Here is a 17645-nt window from a genome sequence, read left to right as displayed (position 1 = left end):
CGTAGGTACGCCTACGTTTCCATGAGGGGGACCTGTACGTGACCGACTCCGCTGCCGCCACGCCCCCGGACCCCGGGCCGGCCCACGACTCCTCGCCCACCGGCGCCGGGCGTGCGCGGCGGCGCGGGAGATGGCTGCGGTACTCGGCGATCTGCGCGGCGCTCCTGGTGCTCGTCGCGGGCGGCGTCGGCTGGATCGCGTACGACCGGCTGAACGGGAACATCACGGAGGACACGGACACCGCCGCCGAGCTCGCCCGCTACGAGAAGGAACGGCCCACCGTGCTGGCCAAGGGGGCGCAGAACCTGCTGCTCATCGGCTCCGACTCGCGGGCGGGCAAGAACGGGAAGTACGGCCGCAACGACGGCACCCAGCGCTCCGACACCACGATCCTGCTGCACGTCGCGGCGGACCGGAAGAGCGCGACGGCCGTCTCGTTCCCGCGCGACCTGATGACCGAAGTGCCGGCCTGCCGGCAGCCGGACGGCTCCCGGCACGACGCGATGTTCGCGATGTTCAACTACGCCTTCGAGGTGGGCGGTTCGGCCTGCACGATCCGTACGGTCGAGAAGATGACGGGGGTCCGGGTCGACCACCACATGGTCGTGGACTTCGACGGGTTCAAGGACATGGTGAACGCCGTCGGCGGCGTCACGGTGTGCCTGGAGCGGCCGATCGACGACGACGACGCGCACGTGCGGATCCCCGCGGGCACCCATCACCTGAACGGCGAGCAGGCCCTGGGCTACGTACGCGCCCGCAAGAGCCTCGGCAACGGCAGCGACACCGACCGGATGGACCGTCAGCAGCGGTTCCTCGGCGCGCTCGTCAAGAAGGTGCAGAGCAACGGCGTGCTGCTGAACCCGACCCGGCTCTATCCGGTGCTCGACGCCGCCACGTCCTCGCTGACCACCGACCCCGGACTGGCAAGCCTGCGCGGGCTCTACGACCTGGTGCGCGGCATGCGGAACATCCCGGCGGAGCACGTCCGGTTCCTGACGGTGCCCCGCGAGTCGTACGCGTACAACGCCAATCGGGACCAGCTCGTCCAGCCCGCGGCCGAGCGGCTGTTCACGCAGCTGCGCGAGGACACACCCGTGAAGGTGTCCGAACAGCCGCCCGCTGACGAGGAGTACGGCGCTCAGGACGAATACGGCACCGACGGCGAATCCGAGCAATACTCTGAAGAACACGACGGACGCGATGAATACGGCGGATACGACGAATACGGCACGTACGACGGCGGCGAGGCCGGTGACGGGAAGTCCGGCTCCCCCGCCCCCGGGCCCAGCGCCTCCCCCGCCCCCACCTTCCGCGGCAACACGGCCGGACAGCCCTCCTGCGGCTGAGACCGGACGCCCGGACCTCGCCTCAACCGCCCCTGGGCAAAGCTCAGGCCATCAGTTGACCCACAGGTTCAAAGAAATGGTCCGGATTGCCCAGTTGTAGGGGAGTGGAATTTGTCACCGTCCTCGCTTGACGCTGAACTGGGCGGATAGTGTGAGCGATCCGGTGCACCCGGCCATGCTTGCGAGCCAGGTCGCGCACTACTGACCGACTTGACCGGGCGCCCGCTTTTAAGGGGGGTGGGGCGCCGCGTGGCCCCGACGGAGGACACAGACAACCGTGGACGCGCAAGGCCGTGGGCGGGCTGAGAACATCGACCCCGCAGATCAGTGGGTGCTCAACCCCCAGACCGGTGACTACGAACTGCGACTGACCCCCTCCGCTGGGCAGTCGGGGGTGCCGAGCCCCCGACGCGCCGCCCCGCGCGGCGGCGGCCAGCGCCGTGCCAACCCGCAGGGTGGCGGCGGCCGGCGCGACGTCCCTCCGCAGCGCAGACGGCGCGAGGCGCCGGCGGTGCAGGAGCAGGGCCCCGGCAGGCGGCGTTCGCGGCCGAAGAAGAAGTCGAAGGCCAAGAAGATCCTGCTCTGGACGTCCGGCGGCATGGCCATGGTCGTCCTGGTGGGCGCCGGGGTCGGCTACTGGTACTGGGAGCACCTCAACGGGAACATCACCTCGCAGGACGTGGTCGGCGCCAAGGACGGCTTCGCCAAGGACGAGGCGATCAACATCCTCGTCATGGGCACCGACAAGCGCACCGGCAAGGGCAACGAGGGCTACGGCGACAAGGGCAGCGTCGGCCACGCCGACACCAATGTGCTGCTGCACGTCTCCAAGGACCGTACGAACGCGACCGCGTTGAGCATTCCGCGCGACCTCGTCGTGGATGTGCCGGACTGCCAGGTGAAGCAGAAGGACGGCTCGCTCAAGACCATCAAGGGCACGCCGAACAGCCGCTTCAACACCAGTCTCGGGCAGTCCGACCGCGACGCGGGCTGCGTCATGAAGACCGTCAAGGAGGTCACGGGCATCCCCGTCGACCACTTCATGATGGCGGACTTCAACGCGGTGAAGACGCTGTCCAGCGCCGTGGGCGGCGTCCAGGTCTGCGTCGGCAAGGACGTCAACGACCCGGACTCGCACCTCAAGCTGTCGGCGGGCACCCACAACCTGGAGGGCGAGCAGGCGCTGGCCTTCCTGCGCACCCGGCACAGCTTCGGCAACCAGGGCGACCTGGACCGGATCAAGGTGCAGCAGCAGTTCCTGGGTTCCCTTGCGCGCAAGATGAGTTCGAGCGACACGCTCACCAACCCGCGCAAGCTGACGAACCTCGCGGAGGCCGCGACCAACGCGCTCACCGTCGACAAGGGCATCGGCAGCCTGAACAGCCTCAAGGACCTGGCGCTCGAGATCAGGAAGGTGCCGCCGAAGAACCTGTCGTTCACGACGGTGCCCGTGATCGACAACCCGGCGGAGCCGACGCCCGTGACCGTCGTCGTGAACCCGACGGCCGGGCCGCCGGTCTTCAACGCGATCAAGAACGACGTGTCCCTCACGGAGACGAAGAAGAAGCAGAAGGAGAAGCAGGACGCGAAGCTCAAGGGCCCCAAGTCCGCGGCCTCCGCGGTCCGCGTCAACATCTACAACGGCAGCGGCAGGACGGGCGCCGCTCAGGAAACTCTCACGGAACTGCAGAACAATGAGGGCGTACTGAAGTCGAGCCAGATGGGCAACAAGCCGAATCAGGCGAAGACGAGCCTCGAGTACGCGCCGGACCAGGCCGATCAGGCCCGGCGGCTCGCGGACATCATGGGCCTTCCGGCGTCCGCGCTGAAGGAAGGCAAGAGCGAGAAGAATGATCAGGGGCTGCCGGCGATGACACTCATCCTCGGCGGTGACTTCAAGGGTGCGGGGACACCCGTCGACGGAGCCTCGGCGAAGGCGCCGGAGGTCGACAAGACAACAGCGGACAAGGCTGTGTGCGCCAAGTGACCAACCTCTGCCGCCTGTTGACTGTCTAAGCAAGTGACAGTCGGCGGCCGAGTCGCTGTCACAGGGCGGGGAGGGCGGGGTAGGACATGGGGCGAGGCACTGTGCGTGGGGAGCGCACAAGGCGGCCTGCCGGGCGGGGCGAACCACCGGAGAAGGCGTCCGACCTGGGGTGGGACGACAGCCTGTACGAGGATGCCGCGGGCGGTGACGCGGACAGCCGCGGCCGCACCGCGCGCGGCAGGCAGCGGGCGGCCGTCCGGCCGCGCCGCCGCAGACGACGGATACTGCGCTGGACCGCGAGCATCCTCGCGTTCCTGATAATCGGCTCGGCGGGCGCCGGATACCTCTACTACCGGCATCTGAACGGCAACCTCAAGACGGGCAAGCTCAATCTCGGCGAGCACAAGGTCCCCGAACCGACGCCGAACGCGGCGGGCCAGCGCCCGCTGAACATCCTGCTGATCGGCTCCGACAGCCGGAACACCAAGGAGAACCTGAAGCTCGGCGGGCACAAGCAGAGCGTCGGCTCCGCCCCGCTGGCCGACGTGCAGATGCTGCTCCACCTGTCGGCCGACCGCAGCAACATGTCCGTGGTGAGCATGCCGCGCGACACCCTGACCAGGCTGCCCCAGTGCACCGACCCGGAGTCCGGCAAGGTGTACGAGGCGACGGTCTCCCGGCAGATGGTGAACTCCTCGCTGGCCCGCGGCGGCCCCGGCTGCACGGTCGCCACCTGGGAGCAGCTGACCGGCATCCACATCGACCACTACATGATGGTCGACTTCTCGGGCGTCGTGTCGATGGCGGACGCGATCGGCGGCGTACCCGTCTGCGTCAACGAGAACGTCCACTCGCGGAACAGTTCGGGCGAGGGCTCGGGCCTGAAGCTGAAGAAGGGCACGACGTCCGTCAAGGGCGAGCAGGCCCTGCAGTGGCTGCGGACCCGGCACGGCTTCGAGGACGGCAGCGACATCGCGCGCGCCAAGGCGCAGCACATGTACATGAGCTCGATGGTGCGCGAGCTGCGCGAGAACGCGACGTTCAGCCACCCGGGCAAGCTGCGCACGCTCGCCGAGAAGGCGACGAACGCGCTCAGCGTCGACGACGGCCTCGACACCGTCAAGAAGCTGTACGACCTGAGCAACGAGCTGAAGCGGCCCGCGCCGAAGCGGATCACGATGACGACGATGCCGTTCGTGTACGAGGGTGCGCGCGTGGTGCCGAAGGAGAAGGACGCCGACGCGCTGTGGCGGCTGCTCCGTGACGACATCGCGCTCGACGGCAAGGACAAGGACGCCGGGAAGAAGCCGAAGGACGAGACGTCCGACGATCCGGCGGCGGCCGACGGTGAGATCGCGGTGCAGGTGCGCAACGGCACGCGTACGGCGACGGCACCGGCGGCGCCCGGCCGGGCCTCGCAGGTGGCACAGGCGCTCACCGCCAAGGGCTTCACGCAGGCGGTCGCGGACCAGGCGCAGTCCCTCGTCGAGGACAGAACGGTGATCCGCTATCCGTCGGCCGACCTGGAGGGCGACGCGCAGGCGGTCGCCAAGTCCCTGGGGATTCCGCTGAGTTCGGTGCGGGAGTCGACGGAGGTGTCCGGGGTGACGCTGATCGTGGGCGCCGACTGGAGGACGGGCACCGCGTTCCCGAAGTCCACGGACGACGAGGACGCGAGCAAGGCACTGGACAAGGAGCAGACGCAGAACGGGGCGGACGACTCCAAGTGCATGAAGGTGGAGCCGGGTTACACCTGGTAGCCGCTACGACGACGGGGCGCGGGAGACGAACTCCCGCGCCCCGTCGAAGAGTTGACGGTCAGTTGACCGCGGTCTCCTGCGGCACGGCCGGGCGGCGCGAGGCGATGACCTTCTTCGCGAGCGACTTCGGGCTGGTGAGGAAGCCCCAGCCCCACGTCATGTGCATCGTGGCGAGCGCGACGGGGATCTGGGCGCGCGCCTTCAAGGGCAGCCCCTTGCCCGCCGGGACCGAGCCCGCGACGATCGCCGCGAGGTAGCCGCCGGGGATCACGAAGCCCCACGGGGTGAGGGCGGCGCCGACCACGACGCCCGCCGCGATCGCGCACACGGCGGTCGGCGGGGCGAGGTAGCGCAGGTTGATCGAACCGGCGTGGAAGCGGGCGACGACGTGCCGCCAGCGGCCGTAGTTGCGGTACTGCTTGGCGAGTTCCCTGACGCTCGGCCGCGGCCGGTAGTCGACCAGCAGCTCGGGCGAGAACCAGATGAGGCCGCCCGACTCGCGGATCCGGAAGTTCAGCTCCCAGTCCTGGGCGCGGATGAACTCCTCGTTGTACCCGTCGAGCTTCTCCAGCACCTCGCGGCGGAAAACGCCCAGGTAGACCGTCTCGGCCTGCTGCGCCTCGCCGCCGGTGTGGAACGCGGCGTTGCCGACACCGATCTTCGAGGTCATCGCGGCGGCGACGGCCTGCTCCCAGGCGTTGGTGCCCTGGGCGTGCATGATGCCGCCGACGTTCATCGCCCCGGTCTCTTCGAGGAGACGGACGGCGGTGGCGATGTAGCCGGGCGAGAGCGCGGCGTGGCCGTCGACGCGGACGACGACCGGGTGGCGAGAGGCCTTGATCGCGGCGTTCAGGGCGGCGGGGGTGCGGCCCGTCGGGTTCGGCACCGTGGACACCTTGGGGTGTTCGGCGACGAGCCGCGCGGCGACCTCGTCCGTACGGTCGGTGGAGGGGCCGAGGGCGAGCACGACCTCCATCTCGCCGTCGTACTCCTGCGCCAGGATCGCCTCGACGGCCTCCTTCAGATGCCGCTCCTCGTTGAGGATGGGCATGATCACGGAGACGGCCGGGAGCTGCGTGACAGAGTTGGCGGTTGCGTTCATCGCGGGTCACGTTACCGCTAATGGGGGACACGGGCGCGCGCCGCCGAGTCGCTGCCGTGGGCAGCAGATCGTATGGGCCTACTGTGCTCGCGTCCCACGCCCACTGTCGCGGAGGTGTCCCCCGGTGCCCACGCCGCCCCGATCCCCCGACCGTCCGCAGCGGTCGTCCCGCCCCCAGGGGCAGGCTCGAAGGCCGGGCCGGCGACCGCTCAGGAAGAAGTCGCGGTGGGCCATGCGGGTGGCGACGGCGCTCTCGGTGACGGTGCTCGCCGCGGCCGGTGTCGGGCACGCGCTCGTCACCGGCATCGACGCCGGGATCCACCGGATCGACCCCTTCAAGGACATGAAGAACCGTCCCGCCCCGGGCGACGGGACGAACGTGCTGCTCGTCGGCACCGACGGCCGCGACAAGATCAGCGAGGAGGAGCGCCGGAAGTACAAGCTCGGCGGGGCGCCCTGCCACTGCACGGACACCGTGATGATCGTGCACATCTCGGCGAACCACGAGCGCGCCTCCGTCGTCTCCCTCCCCCGCGACTCGTACGCGGAGATCCCGGCGCACACCGACCAGAACAGCGGCGAGAAGCACCACCAGCACCCCGTGAAGCTGAACGCGGCGTACGCGGAGGGCGGGCCGCAGCTGACGCTGCGCACGGTCGAGCACATGACGAAGGTGAAGCTCGACCACTATCTGGAGGTCGACTTCACCAGCTTCATGAAGACGGTCGACGAGCTCGGCGGCGTCGACATCTGCACGGATACCCCGCTCAAGGACTCCTACACCGGGCTCGACCTGGACGCCGGCACCCACCAGCTGAACGGCGGGGAGGCCCTGCAGTACGTACGGGCCCGGCACATGGACAGCGCGGGCGATCTCGGCCGGATGCAGCGCCAGCAGCGGTTCATGGCGGCGCTGATCTCGAAGGCGACGTCGTCGGGCGTGCTGCTCAATCCGGTCCGGTTCCGCGGTGTCGCCCGGACGATGCTCAGCTCGGTCCGTGCCGACAAGGGCTTCGGCTCGGACGAGATGGTGGACCTGGCGCGGGCGATGCGGAACTTCTCGCCGTCGTCCTCCGAGTTCACGACCGTGCCGATCGGGAACATGAGCTACCCCGTGCCGAACATCGGCTCCACCGTGAAGTGGGACGACGAGAAGTCCGCGGCCCTGTTCAAGTCGCTGCGCGAGGACAAGCCGCTCTCCCCGCACCGGCCGAAGGCGAAGAAGGCGGCCGTGGTCGACGTCGCGCCGAGCGAGATCCGCGTGCAGGTCGAGAACGGGACGGCGTCGGCGGGGCTCGGCAAGAAGGTCGACTCCGCGCTGAAGAAGACGGGGTTCCGGACGACGGGGGCGCCCGTCAACGCGGACGACCGCACCGCGAAGCGGACGACCGTGCTGTACGACCCGGGGTGGGACCGGTCGGCCAAGTCCTTGGCGGCGGCGTTCCCGGGGGCGGAGATGGAGGCGGTGGACGGTCTCGGGCCGACGCTGAAGGTCGTCGCCGGGGCGGACTATGAGGGGGTGCGGCCGGTGCGTGCGCAGGACGCGAACTCGGGGTCGTACGGGGCGGTCACCGGGGACCAGGTCGTGTGTGGGTGACCTGGGCCGGGGTTGTGGTCGCGGGGGCGCTGCCCCCGGGCCCCTGCTGCCTCTCGTCCACAGAGCAGGCTTGAAGGATCGGGGCTCTGCCCCGGACCCCGCGCCTCAATCGCCGGCGGGGCTTGAATTACGCAGCTCCTTGATCGCGCGGCGCCTCGCCAAGCGGTGCTGGCGGCGGATCTGGGCCTCCTGGTAGCGGCGGCAGTCGCGGTCGGTCTCGGGTTCCACCGGGGGGACCGTGCGGGGCTTGCCGTCCGCGTCGACCGCCGCGAAGACCAGGTACGCCGAGCCGACCTGCTGGGCGGGGGTCGACTCGTTCCAGCGCTCGGCGAGGACCCGCACGCCCACCTCCATCGACGTGCGCCCCGTCCAGTTCACCTGCGCCTTCACGTGCACCAGGTCACCCACGCGCACGGGCTCCAGGAACGCCATCTCGTCCATGGAGGCCGTCACCGCAGGTCCGCCCGAGTGCCGGCCGGCCACGGCGCCCGCCGCGTCGTCCACCAATTTCATGATCACGCCACCGTGCACGGTGCCGAGGAGATTGGTGTCGTTGTGCGTCATGATGTGCGACAACGTCGTGCGGGAAGCGGAAGTCGGCTTGCCCGGAATATCCGATTCCGCGCCGTGGGCCTGGTCTGTCATGCCACCAACCTTATGCGCGCGTCGAATGTGTTAGCTCTGCAACAGCACTGGTGCGATTTCCCTTCAGGGCTTGTAAGGCACGTATTCGGGCACGGCACACTGAGCCCTATGAATGATTGGCCCGACGGGCGGAGCGACAGGCAGGGCGGCGCGGGCCGCGGCGGATACGGCCGCGGCAGCGGCAGCGCGCGCCCGGAGGGTGCTCGTGTGATGCCGCACGTGCAGCGCCCCGTGCCGCAGCAGCAGCCCTCGTACGACGGCGGCGGGTACGACCAGCCGTACAACGACGGGTACAACACGGGCCAGGTCTACGGCCAGCCGAGCGGCCGCGGCCGGGGCGGCGGCTTCGACGACGGCGGCGGCGACTACGGGCCGCCGACCGGCCGCCCGGTGCGGCCCCCGAACTGGGGCAAGCGCATCAAGCGGACCGTCATCACCGTGGTCGTCGTGCTGGTCGTCGCGAGCGTCGGCACGTACTTCTGGGCCGACTCCAAGCTGCACCGCGACGTCGACCTGTCGAAGGTCATCGACCGGCCCGAGGCCGGCGACGGCACGAACTACCTGATCGTCGGCACCGACAGCCGCGAGGGCATGTCCGCCGAGGACAAGAAGAAGCTGCACACCGGCTCCGCCGCGGGCAAGCGCACGGACACGATGATGATCCTGCACGTCGGCTCGGGCGGGGACACCCTCGTCTCGCTGCCGCGCGACTCGAACGTCGAGGTCCCCTCGTACAAGGGCGCCGAGTCCGGCAAGACGTACCCGGCCACCGGGCGTCAGACGAAGCTGAACGCCACGTACTCGGAGGACGGCCCGACGCTGCTCGTGCGCACCGTCGAGGCCAACACCGGGCTGCACATCGACCACTACGCGGAGATCGGCTTCGGCGGCTTCGCGAGCATCGTGGACGCGGTCGGCGGCGTCGAGATGAACCTGAAGCAGGGCTTCAAGGACAAGTGGTCCGGGGCCGACTTCCAGAAGGGCAAGCAGACCCTCGACGGCCAGCAGGCCCTCGCCTTCGTCCGTACGCGGCACGCCTTCGCCCAGTCCGACCTGCAGCGCACCAAGAACCAGCAGCAGTTCCTCGGGGCGCTCGCGCACAAGGTGTCCTCGCCGGGGACGGTCCTCAACCCGTTCACGCTGTACCCGACGATGGGCGCGGGCCTCGACTCGCTGACCGTCGACAAGGACATGAGCCTGTACTCACTCGCCAAGATGTTCCTGGCGATGAAGTCGGTCAACGGCGGCGACGGCAAGTCCATGAACATGCCGACGAGCGGTTCGGTCGGCGGCAACCTGCTGTGGGACAAGGCCAAGGTCAAGCAGCTCGTCGACCAGTTCAACAACGGCGAGAAGGTCACCGTCAGCAGCGACTGACGCCAGGATGTCGTCATGGCATCCGCTCTCGTACTCGGTGCCGCCGGTGGGGTCGGCCGGGCGATCGTCGCCCGGCTCGCCACCGGCGGTTCGCATGTGGTCGCGGTCGACCTGAACCCGTCGGTGCGCCAACTCCCGGGCGTGTACGCCGCGTTGGAGGGAGACGCCACTGAACCGGCCGTCCTCGCCCGGGCCTTCGACGCCGCGCCCGAACCGCCCACCGTGCTCGTGCACGCGCTGCTGCACGAACTGCGGGCGCCTCTCGGCGAGTTGAGCCCGGCGCAGTGGCACAAGGTCTTCGACGTCGGGCTCGTCTCCGCCTGGCAGGCCGCCGCCGAGCTGGTGCGGCGCAAGGGCGAGGGGCCCGCGTCCGTGGTCCTCGTCGGCTCGGTGCACGCGCACGGCGCGGCGCCCGACTGTGCCCCGTACGCCGTCGCGAAGGCGGGCCTCGGCGCGCTCGCCCGTGCGGCGGCCACCGAGTGGGGGCCGCGCGGTGTGCGCACCAATGTCGTCGAGCCGGGCTTCGTGCCCGTCGAGCGCAACGCCCACCGGTGGCGCGACCCCGTCGCGCGCGCCGGCGTCGAGGCCGACTACCCGCTCGGCCGCCTCTGCTCCCCCGAAGAGATCGCCGACGTCGTCGCCTTCCTTGCCGGGCCCACCTCCTCGTACGTCAACGGGGTCTGCCTGCCCGTGGACGGCGGCTACCTCGCGGCGCTCCCGGAAGTCACAAAAGGTGGTGCGGCGGGGCCCCGCTCCTGACACGCTGCGCCGATGGATCGCGAAGAGATCTCTCGCATCGCCCACACCGACCACCCCATCAAGGCCCCGCTCGGCGACGGCTCCGTGCGCGAGCTGCTGCGGCACGCCCTGCCGCGCGGCGACGAGCGCGTCCTCGACCTCGGCTGCGGCCCCGCCGAATGGCTGCTGCGCGCCCTCGCCGACCGGCCCGGCGCCCGCGCCGAGGGGATCGACCTGGACGCGGGCGCCCTGGCGGAGGCGCACGAGCGGGCGGAGGCGGCGGGGGTGGCCGACCGGCTCACGCTGCACCACAAGGCGGCCGAGGACCTCGTGCCCGAGCAGCCGTACGACGCGGTGCTCAGCGTCGGCGCCGCGCACGCCTTCGGCGGGCTGCTGCCCACCCTCGAAGCGGCCCGCGCCCACCTGGCCCCGGGCGGCCGGGTCCTGATCGGCGACGGCTACTGGGAGGCGGACCCCTCCCCCGAGGCCGTCGAGCTGCTGGGCGACTTCGCCGACCTGCCGACCACCCTCGACAAGGTCTCCGAGGCGGGCTGGACCCCGGTCGCGGCGCACCTCAGCACCCGGCACGAGCTGGACGCGTACGAGTGGTCCTGGCTCGGCTCGGTCGCGAACCACGCTCTGGACACCGACAGCCCCGAACTCCTGGAACTGGTCGCCGAGCGCCGCACGGAGTGGCTGCGCACCTACCGCCACTGCTTCGGCTTCGCCTGCCTGGTGCTGCGCAGGACGCGCCCCTGACGCCCCTCCCGGGCCTACGGTCTGGGCGCGCTGTACGGGAGGCGCTGCGGGAAGGTGCGGCCGACGGCGTGCGATCCGTCGCTGGTGAACAGCACGGTCGCCCAGGAGCCGTCGGCGAAGCCGAGCTCGTGGGTGTTGTGCTTGATGTCGTTGCGGCCGCGCACCCAGGCCAACGCCGTGCGCGGCAGCGACCAGGCCAGCTCGGCGCGCGGGCCGACCTCGCCCCGCGCGATCCGGCCCTCGACCCGGACCAGGTGGTACGCGTCGGCGCTCGCGACGAGGACGTGACCGGGGTTCTCCAGCCTGCGGGGCACGAGGGCGCGAACGAGGCTTCCGGCGACCGACTCCCAGTCACCGCGCATCGCCTCCCGCTCCTTGCCTCCGCGCACCAGGGCGTTGACGGGGTTGAGCCGGAACAGCCGGTCGTCGACCTCCCCGGCGCGGGTCAGCAGCCCCGGCGACCCGTCGAAGGCGTTCGGCCGCAGCCGGGCCGGGGGCTGCGGCACCTGCGAGTCGACCTGCACGAGATGGGCCGCGGCCGGCTCGGCGCCCGCACCGGGAGGCAGCACGCTCAGCGCGAGCGCCTTGGCCTTCGCCGCGGTCTCCTTGGCGTCCGCGGGCGTGAGCCAGTCCTTGACCGCCCGCCAGAGCCGGTCCTGCATGCCCATGGTTTCCCTTTCCACCGCCCCAGGGCCGCGCTCGACACACGAACGGCCCCCGGCACGGTACCGGGGGCCGTTCGTGGAGGTGGGTTACGGCAGGTTGCGCGCCATGACGATGCGCTGGACCTGGTTCGTGCCCTCGTAGATCTGGGTGATCTTGGCGTCGCGCATCATGCGCTCGACCGGGTAGTCGCGGGTGTAGCCGTAGCCGCCGAGCAGCTGGACGGCGTCCGTGGTGACCTCCATCGCGACGTCCGAGGCGAAGCACTTGGCGGCGGCGCCCTGGAACGTGAGGTCCTTGTCGCCGCGCTCCGACTTGGCGGCGGCCGCGTAGGTCAGCTGGCGGGCGGCCTCGATCTTCATGGCCATGTCCGCGAGCATGAACTGGATGCCCTGGAAGTCGCCGATCGGCTTGCCGAACTGCTTGCGCTCCTGGACGTAGCCCTTCGCGTAGTCGAGGGCGCCCTGCGCGACACCGAGCGCCTGCGCGGCGATCGTGATGCGGGTGTGGTCGAGGGTCTTCATCGCCGTGGCGAAGCCGGTGCCCTCCTCGCCGATCATGCGGTCGGCGGGGATGCGGACGTTGTCGAGGTAGACCTCGCGGGTCGGCGAGCCCTTGATGCCGAGCTTCTTCTCCGGGGCGCCGAAGGAGACGCCCTCGTCCGACTTCTCGACGACGAAGGCGGAGATGCCCTTCGAGCGCTTCTCGGGGTCGGTCACGGCCATCACCGTGTAGTACTCGGACTCGCCGGCGTTCGTGATCCAGCGCTTCACGCCGTTGAGGACCCAGAAGTCGCCGTCGCGCACGGCGCGGGTCTTCATGCCCGCCGCGTCCGAACCGGCGTCCGGCTCGCTCAGGCAGTACGAGAACATGCCGTCGCCCTTGGCCAGCGGGCCCAGGTACTTCTTCTTCAGCTCCTCGGAGCCGGAGAGGATGACGGGGAGGGAACCGAGCTTGTTCACCGCCGGGATCAGGGAGGACGAGCAGCAGACGCGCGCCACCTCCTCGATCACGATGACCGTGGCGAGCGCGTCGGCGCCCGCGCCGCCGTACTCCTCGGGGACGTGCACGGCGTGCAGGTCCGAAGCGGTGAGCGCGTCGAGGGCCTCGCGCGGGAAGCGCGCCTCCTCGTCCACCGCTGCGGCGTGCGGGGCGATCTTCGCCTCGGCCAGCGCGCGGATCGTCTCGCGGAGCATGTCGTGCTCCTCGGACGGGCGGTACAGGTCGAAGTCAGCCGATCCGGCCAAGGTCTCTCACGCTCCAAGCCACGCTATTACTGGTGCTAACTACCGTTAAGTAACCAGAATTTTAGTTCTCGGCCCACACCACGGATACGTGAGCTACACGACAAAGGGAAAGTTGCCCGGTGGGGCGCCTCCACATGCCACGGCTATGCTCGGCAGCGCCCTGAAGCACCCACACCTCTGGAGCCCCCCGATATGGCCCTCAAGATCACCGTGATCGGCACCGGCTACCTCGGCGCGACACACGCCGCAGCCATGGCCGAACTCGGCTTCGAGGTGCTCGGCCTGGACGTCGTGCCCGAGAAGATCGACATGCTCACGCGGGGCGAGGTCCCGATGTACGAGCCCGGCCTGGAGGACCTCCTGCGCCGGCACGTCGAGGGGTTCGAGGGTTCGAGCGGGCGGCTGCGCTTCACGATGGACTTCGCCGAGGCCGGCGAGTTCGGCGACGTGCACTTCGTGTGCGTGAACACGCCGCAGAAGCACGGCGAGTACGGCTGTGACATGAGTTACGTCGACGCCGCCTTCTCCTCGCTCGCGCCGCACCTCAAGGACGGCGCGCTCGTCGTCGGCAAGTCGACCGTGCCGGTCGGCTCGGCCGAGCGCCTCACCGAACTGCTGCCGAAGCACGCGGAGTTGGCGTGGAACCCGGAGTTCCTGCGCGAGGGCTTCGCCGTGAACGACACGCTGCACCCGGACCGCATCGTGGTCGGCGTGAACAGCGAGCGGGCCGAGAAGCTGCTGCGCGAGGTGTACGCGAAGCCGCTCGCGGAGGGCACGCCGTTCATCGTGACGGACTACCCGACCGCCGAGCTGGTGAAGACGTCGGCGAACTCCTTCCTCGCCACGAAGATCTCCTTCATCAACGCCATGGCCGAGGTCTGCGAGGCGGGCGGCGGCGACGTCGCGAAGCTCGCCGAGGCGATCGGCTACGACGAGCGGATCGGGCACAAGTTCCTGCGCGCCGGGATCGGCTTCGGCGGCGGCTGCCTGCCGAAGGACATCCGCGCGTTCATGGCGCGAGCGGGCGAGCTGGGCGCGGACCAGGCCCTCACCTTCCTCCGCGAGATCGACTCCATCAACATGCGGCGCCGCGGCGCGATGGTCGAGATGGCCCGCGAGGCGCTCGGCGGCGGGGCGTTCCTGGGCAAGCGAGTCGCCGTCCTCGGCGCCACGTTCAAGCCGGACTCCGACGACGTACGCGACTCTCCGGCGCTGAACGTCGCCGGTCAGATCCACCTCCAGGGCGGCCAGGTCACGGTCTACGACCCGAAGGGCATGGACAACGCGCGGCGCGTCTTCCCGACGCTCGGCTACGCGGACTCGGCCCTCGAGGCGGTGCGCGGCGCGGACATCGTGCTGCACCTCACCGAGTGGCGCGAGTTCCGCGAGCTGGACCCGGCGGAGCTGGCCAAGGCCGCCGCGAACCCCGTGATCCTGGACGGCCGCAACGCGCTGGACAGCACGCTGTGGCGGGCGGCCGGGTGGACGTACCGGGCGATGGGCCGCCCGTCCGCCTGACCGAATGGTCGACTACTTGGCGCGGTAGCGCCGCATCTTCGCCCGGGCCCCGCAGACCGCCATGTCGCACCAGCGACCGCGGCCTGCGGGGCTCCGGTCGTAATACGCCCAGTGGCAGTCGGCCGCCTCGCAGGCCTTGAGCCGCGCCCAGGTGCCGTCCCCGCGCGCCTCGGCGATGGCCGCCGCGACCCGTCCGGCCAGGGACTCGGGGTCGACCGGGACCAGGCTCGCCGCGCCGTCCCGCCCGTCGACGACCACGCGCAGCGGGACCGGGGCGAGCAGCTCGCTCAGCGGGGTCACGGAGCGGTGCGGCGGGTGGCCCGCGTGGGCCAGGCACGCCGCACGCAGCGATTCGCGCAGCTCGCGCGCTTCGTCGGCCCCGCCCGCCGCGATGCCGAAGCGCTCGCGCCCCTCGGCCCGGTCCAGCGCGTCCTCGCCCGTCGTGATGTCGAGCAGCGTGTTCACCAGGGCCTCGATCAGGGCGAGGCCGCCGGGTGCGGTCTGACGGGCATTCATGGTTGCGACGTTACCCCCATTGCGGGAGTATGCAGTAACGCCGAAGTTACCGGTTGACCCCATGAAGAGGTAACACGAGGAGGTATCATGCCCGTCGCACAACTCGGAGTCGTCGTCCTGGACTGTCCGCGCCCGCGTGAGCTGGCGGACTTCTACGCGGCCGTGCTCGGCGGCAGCGTCACGGGGGAAGAGGAGGACTGGGTCGACGTGAAGGCGCCGGGCGGCCACGCGCTCGCGTTCCAGAAGGCGCCCGGGTACGCGGCGCCGTCCTGGCCCGCCGCCGACCACGACTCGCAGCAGTTCCACCTGGACCTGACCGTGGCGGACCTGGACGCGGCGGAGAAGGAGGTGCTCGCGCTGGGTGCCACGATGCTCGACGCGGAGGACCGTTCGCGCAGCTGGCGGGTTTACGCGGACCCCGCGGGGCACCCGTTCTGCCTCTGCGCCTGCTGATCCTGCTGCGTCTGCTGATCCTTCCGACAGAGGGAGCCGTCATGGCCTTCGCGAAAATCGGCACCATCGCCTACGACTGCCCCGACCCGCTCGCGCTCGCCGAGTTCTACGCGGCCGTGCTCGGCGGGGAGATCGAGAACTACGAGGGCAAGGGGCACTGGTACAACCTGTACCCGCCGGGCGGGCAGCGGCTGTCCTTCCAGCGGGTCCCGGACCACAAGCCCCCGCAGTGGCCCGCCGCCGACCACGACTCGCAGCAGCTCCACCTCGACCTCGACGTGGCGGACATCGAGGCCGCGCAGGAGCTGGTCCTCGCCCTCGGCGCGGTGCCGCTCGACCTGGACGACGAGGGCGGCGCCCGCGACTTCCGGGTGTACGCGGATCCGGCGGGGCATCCGTTCTGCCTGATCCGGCCGGATGCGGGCTGATCCGGACAGGCCCTAGGTGCCGGGGGCGCGTCGGTGTCGTGCGGCGCGGGAGACGAACTCCGTGCTGCGCAGCACCCGTTGGGCGTTGCCCCAGGTGAGCAGGGCGAGGTCGGCGTCGGTCCAGCCGCGGGCCTGGAGTTCCGCGATCAGGGCCGGGTAGCCGGCGGCGTCGGTGAGGCCCTCCGGGTGCGCGTCCCCGGTGTCGTACGTTCCGGAAAGGCCCACCGATTCGGGGCCCGCGAGGCGGCGGACGTGGTCGATGTGGTCGGCGACGTCGCGCAGCGCGGGGCCCGTTCGGTCCGCCGAGCACGGCACCAGGCACAGCCCCCGGCTCTCGCCCAGGGCGCCGAGGAGTTCGTCCGGGGCGTTGTCCGGGTGGTGGTTCAGGGTCCGGGCGGCGGAGCGGGTCAGGACGGCCGGGGCCTTGGAGACGGCGAGGACGCGGGCGGCGGTCGCGGCGGAGGCGCCGGTGAGGTCGATGAGCAGGCCGAGCCGGTTCATCTCCCGTACGACCTCGTCGCCGAACCGGGACAGGCCCTCGTCCGAGGCCCATGACGTGCCGCTCAGCGTGAGGGCGCGCAGGCCGAGGGCGTGCAGGGAGCGCAGCGTGCCGAGCGAGTCCGCTGCCGCGGCGGCCGGGGCGGGGCCGACGAGGACGGCGATCCGGCCGTGGGCGCGGGCGTCGGCGGTGTCCGATGCGGAGCGGGCGAGGCGGAGGTCCTCCGGGTGGCGGGACACGATGCGGGTGATCAGGTCGATCTGTTCCAGCGTCGAGGTGACCGGGGCGTCCGGGTCCACGTGCGGTGCCCACAGCTGTGCGCCGGTGCCGCCCGCGTGCAGTCTCGGCAGATCGGCCTCCACGGCGCTCTCGCCCAGCTCCAGGTCGTACCAGGGGAGGGTGCGCAGGACCTGCGGGAGCCCGCAGTAGCCGTCGGCGACGGGGTGGCGGGCGAGGAGGACGTGGGGCGGGGTGGGCGCGGTGCCCGCGTCGGCCGGGACGGGGCCTGCGGGCGCGGGTCTTGCGAGGTCGGAGGGGTCTGAGGGATCGGAGGGGTCGCCCTCGTCGGCGGTGGGCCTGGTGGTTTCCAGGTCACCGGCCTCGGCGGGAGCGTCGAGCTCGTCCTGTAGGTCTGCCATGGCAGGGCTCCGGACGTCGGTGGGACAGTCGTTCGAACCACCGTTGCACGGGGTGGGGGCGGGGTCTCGGCGAGCGGTGCCGTTCGGGTGGGCGGGGGTGGTGGTTGGGCGGCGACGGGGGGGGTGGGGGCCGGGGGTCGGGGTTGGCGTCGGCCGGGTCTGTTGCGCGGCGTCGGGGGGCGTGTCGGTTCGGGGGCGACGTTCCTGTTGCGCGGCACCGGGGGGTGTCGGGGTCGGGGCCTGCGTCCGCGTTGTTCGGCACCGGGGTGCAGCCATGCCGGGGCCGACGCCCCACTCCCCCGCGACGCGGCACGGGGCGCCGCACCGACCATGCCGATTCCCCCGCTCATCTCCCACCCGCCCGCCCCC

The 17645-nt window shown here is 70.9% G+C and carries 16 protein-coding genes; 10 read left to right on the top strand and 6 right to left on the bottom strand.

The genetic code is table 11. The features are described 5' to 3' along the window. Nucleotides 1-38: 38 nt before the first annotated feature. The 3 genes from ACFV9W_RS27140 to ACFV9W_RS27130 all read left to right on the top strand — a co-directional run bounded on the left by ACFV9W_RS27140 (nt 39) and on the right by ACFV9W_RS27130 (nt 5096). Nucleotides 39-1349 (top strand): LCP family protein, encoded by a 1311-nt coding sequence (locus ACFV9W_RS27140; protein WP_385765434.1) that lies wholly within the window; start codon nt 39-41, stop codon nt 1347-1349. 277 nt (nt 1350-1626) lie between these two features. Beyond that, the gene (locus ACFV9W_RS27135) at nt 1627-3336 is read left to right on the top strand and encodes an LCP family protein (RefSeq protein ID WP_385765431.1); all 1710 of its coding nucleotides are present in this window, start codon (nt 1627-1629) and stop codon (nt 3334-3336) included. 86 nt (nt 3337-3422) lie between these two features. Continuing rightward, a complete protein-coding gene (locus ACFV9W_RS27130) occupies nt 3423-5096 on the top strand; it encodes an LCP family protein (RefSeq protein ID WP_385765428.1) in 1674 nt (557 codons plus the stop codon). Nucleotides 5097-5154: 58 nt separating this feature from the next. Here ACFV9W_RS27130 and ACFV9W_RS27125 read toward each other — a convergent pair whose 3' ends face one another. Next, nucleotides 5155-6198 (bottom strand): glycosyltransferase family 2 protein, encoded by a 1044-nt coding sequence (locus ACFV9W_RS27125; protein WP_385765425.1) that lies wholly within the window; start codon nt 6196-6198, stop codon nt 5155-5157. Between the two features lie 232 nt (nt 6199-6430). Between ACFV9W_RS27125 and ACFV9W_RS27120 the strand changes: the two genes are divergently transcribed. Next, nucleotides 6431-7795, top strand: a complete 1365-nt coding sequence (locus ACFV9W_RS27120; protein WP_385765422.1) for an LCP family protein — start codon at nt 6431-6433, stop codon at nt 7793-7795. Nucleotides 7796-7900: 105 nt separating this feature from the next. On the opposite strand, the gene ACFV9W_RS27115 is transcribed toward ACFV9W_RS27120, so the two are convergent. Further along, entirely contained in the window at nt 7901-8440 is a 540-nt protein-coding gene (locus ACFV9W_RS27115) for an acyl-CoA thioesterase (RefSeq protein WP_385765419.1), read from the bottom strand. Nucleotides 8441-8548: 108 nt separating this feature from the next. Here ACFV9W_RS27115 and ACFV9W_RS27110 point away from each other — a divergent pair, with 108 nt between their 5' ends. The 3 genes from ACFV9W_RS27110 to ACFV9W_RS27100 are packed head-to-tail and all read left to right on the top strand — an operon-like array spanning nt 8549 to nt 11314. Further along, nucleotides 8549-9817, top strand: coding sequence for an LCP family protein (locus tag ACFV9W_RS27110; RefSeq protein ID WP_385765416.1), 1269 nt, complete (start codon nt 8549-8551; stop codon nt 9815-9817). 15 nt (nt 9818-9832) lie between these two features. After that, on the top strand, nt 9833-10576 hold the full coding sequence (locus tag ACFV9W_RS27105; RefSeq protein WP_385765413.1) for an SDR family NAD(P)-dependent oxidoreductase: 744 nt from the start codon (nt 9833-9835) through the stop codon (nt 10574-10576). 12 nt (nt 10577-10588) lie between these two features. Continuing rightward, entirely contained in the window at nt 10589-11314 is a 726-nt protein-coding gene (locus ACFV9W_RS27100) for an SAM-dependent methyltransferase (RefSeq protein WP_385765410.1), read from the top strand. A gap of 14 nt (nt 11315-11328) precedes the next feature. On the opposite strand, the gene ACFV9W_RS27095 is transcribed toward ACFV9W_RS27100, so the two are convergent. Continuing rightward, on the bottom strand, nt 11329-11976 hold the full coding sequence (locus ACFV9W_RS27095; RefSeq protein ID WP_385765407.1) for a hypothetical protein: 648 nt from the start codon (nt 11974-11976) through the stop codon (nt 11329-11331). A 90-nt stretch (nt 11977-12066) separates the two neighbouring features. Then, nucleotides 12067-13224, bottom strand: a complete 1158-nt coding sequence (locus ACFV9W_RS27090; RefSeq protein ID WP_385765404.1) for an acyl-CoA dehydrogenase — start codon at nt 13222-13224, stop codon at nt 12067-12069. Between the two features lie 192 nt (nt 13225-13416). On the opposite strand from ACFV9W_RS27090, the gene ACFV9W_RS27085 reads away from it, so the two are divergent. Further along, a complete protein-coding gene (locus ACFV9W_RS27085) occupies nt 13417-14742 on the top strand; it encodes a UDP-glucose dehydrogenase family protein (RefSeq protein ID WP_385765401.1) in 1326 nt (441 codons plus the stop codon). Between the two features lie 12 nt (nt 14743-14754). Here the strand turns inward: ACFV9W_RS27085 and ACFV9W_RS27080 are convergent, their stop codons facing one another. Then, on the bottom strand, nt 14755-15258 hold the full coding sequence (locus ACFV9W_RS27080) for a CGNR zinc finger domain-containing protein (RefSeq protein ID WP_385765398.1): 504 nt from the start codon (nt 15256-15258) through the stop codon (nt 14755-14757). Between the two features lie 87 nt (nt 15259-15345). On the opposite strand from ACFV9W_RS27080, the gene ACFV9W_RS27075 reads away from it, so the two are divergent. Together ACFV9W_RS27075 and ACFV9W_RS27070 are read left to right on the top strand one after the other, a co-directional pair. Further along, a complete protein-coding gene (locus ACFV9W_RS27075; protein WP_385765395.1) occupies nt 15346-15711 on the top strand; it encodes a VOC family protein in 366 nt (121 codons plus the stop codon). A gap of 41 nt (nt 15712-15752) precedes the next feature. Beyond that, entirely contained in the window at nt 15753-16139 is a 387-nt protein-coding gene (locus ACFV9W_RS27070; protein ID WP_385765393.1) for a VOC family protein, read from the top strand. Between the two features lie 12 nt (nt 16140-16151). On the opposite strand, the gene ACFV9W_RS27065 is transcribed toward ACFV9W_RS27070, so the two are convergent. Next, nucleotides 16152-17276 carry a dipeptidase gene (locus ACFV9W_RS27065; protein ID WP_385765391.1) on the bottom strand — a complete coding sequence of 375 codons (1125 nt, stop codon included), beginning with the start codon at nt 17274-17276 and terminating at the stop codon, nt 16152-16154. Nucleotides 17277-17645 lie beyond the last annotated feature (369 nt).

The organism is Streptomyces sp. NPDC059897 (assembly GCF_042730865.1).
GTDB lineage: Bacteria > Actinomycetota > Actinomycetes > Streptomycetales > Streptomycetaceae > Streptomyces.
The sequence above is the reverse complement of the archived record's forward strand: the minus strand, read 5'-3'. Positions and strand labels throughout refer to the sequence as shown.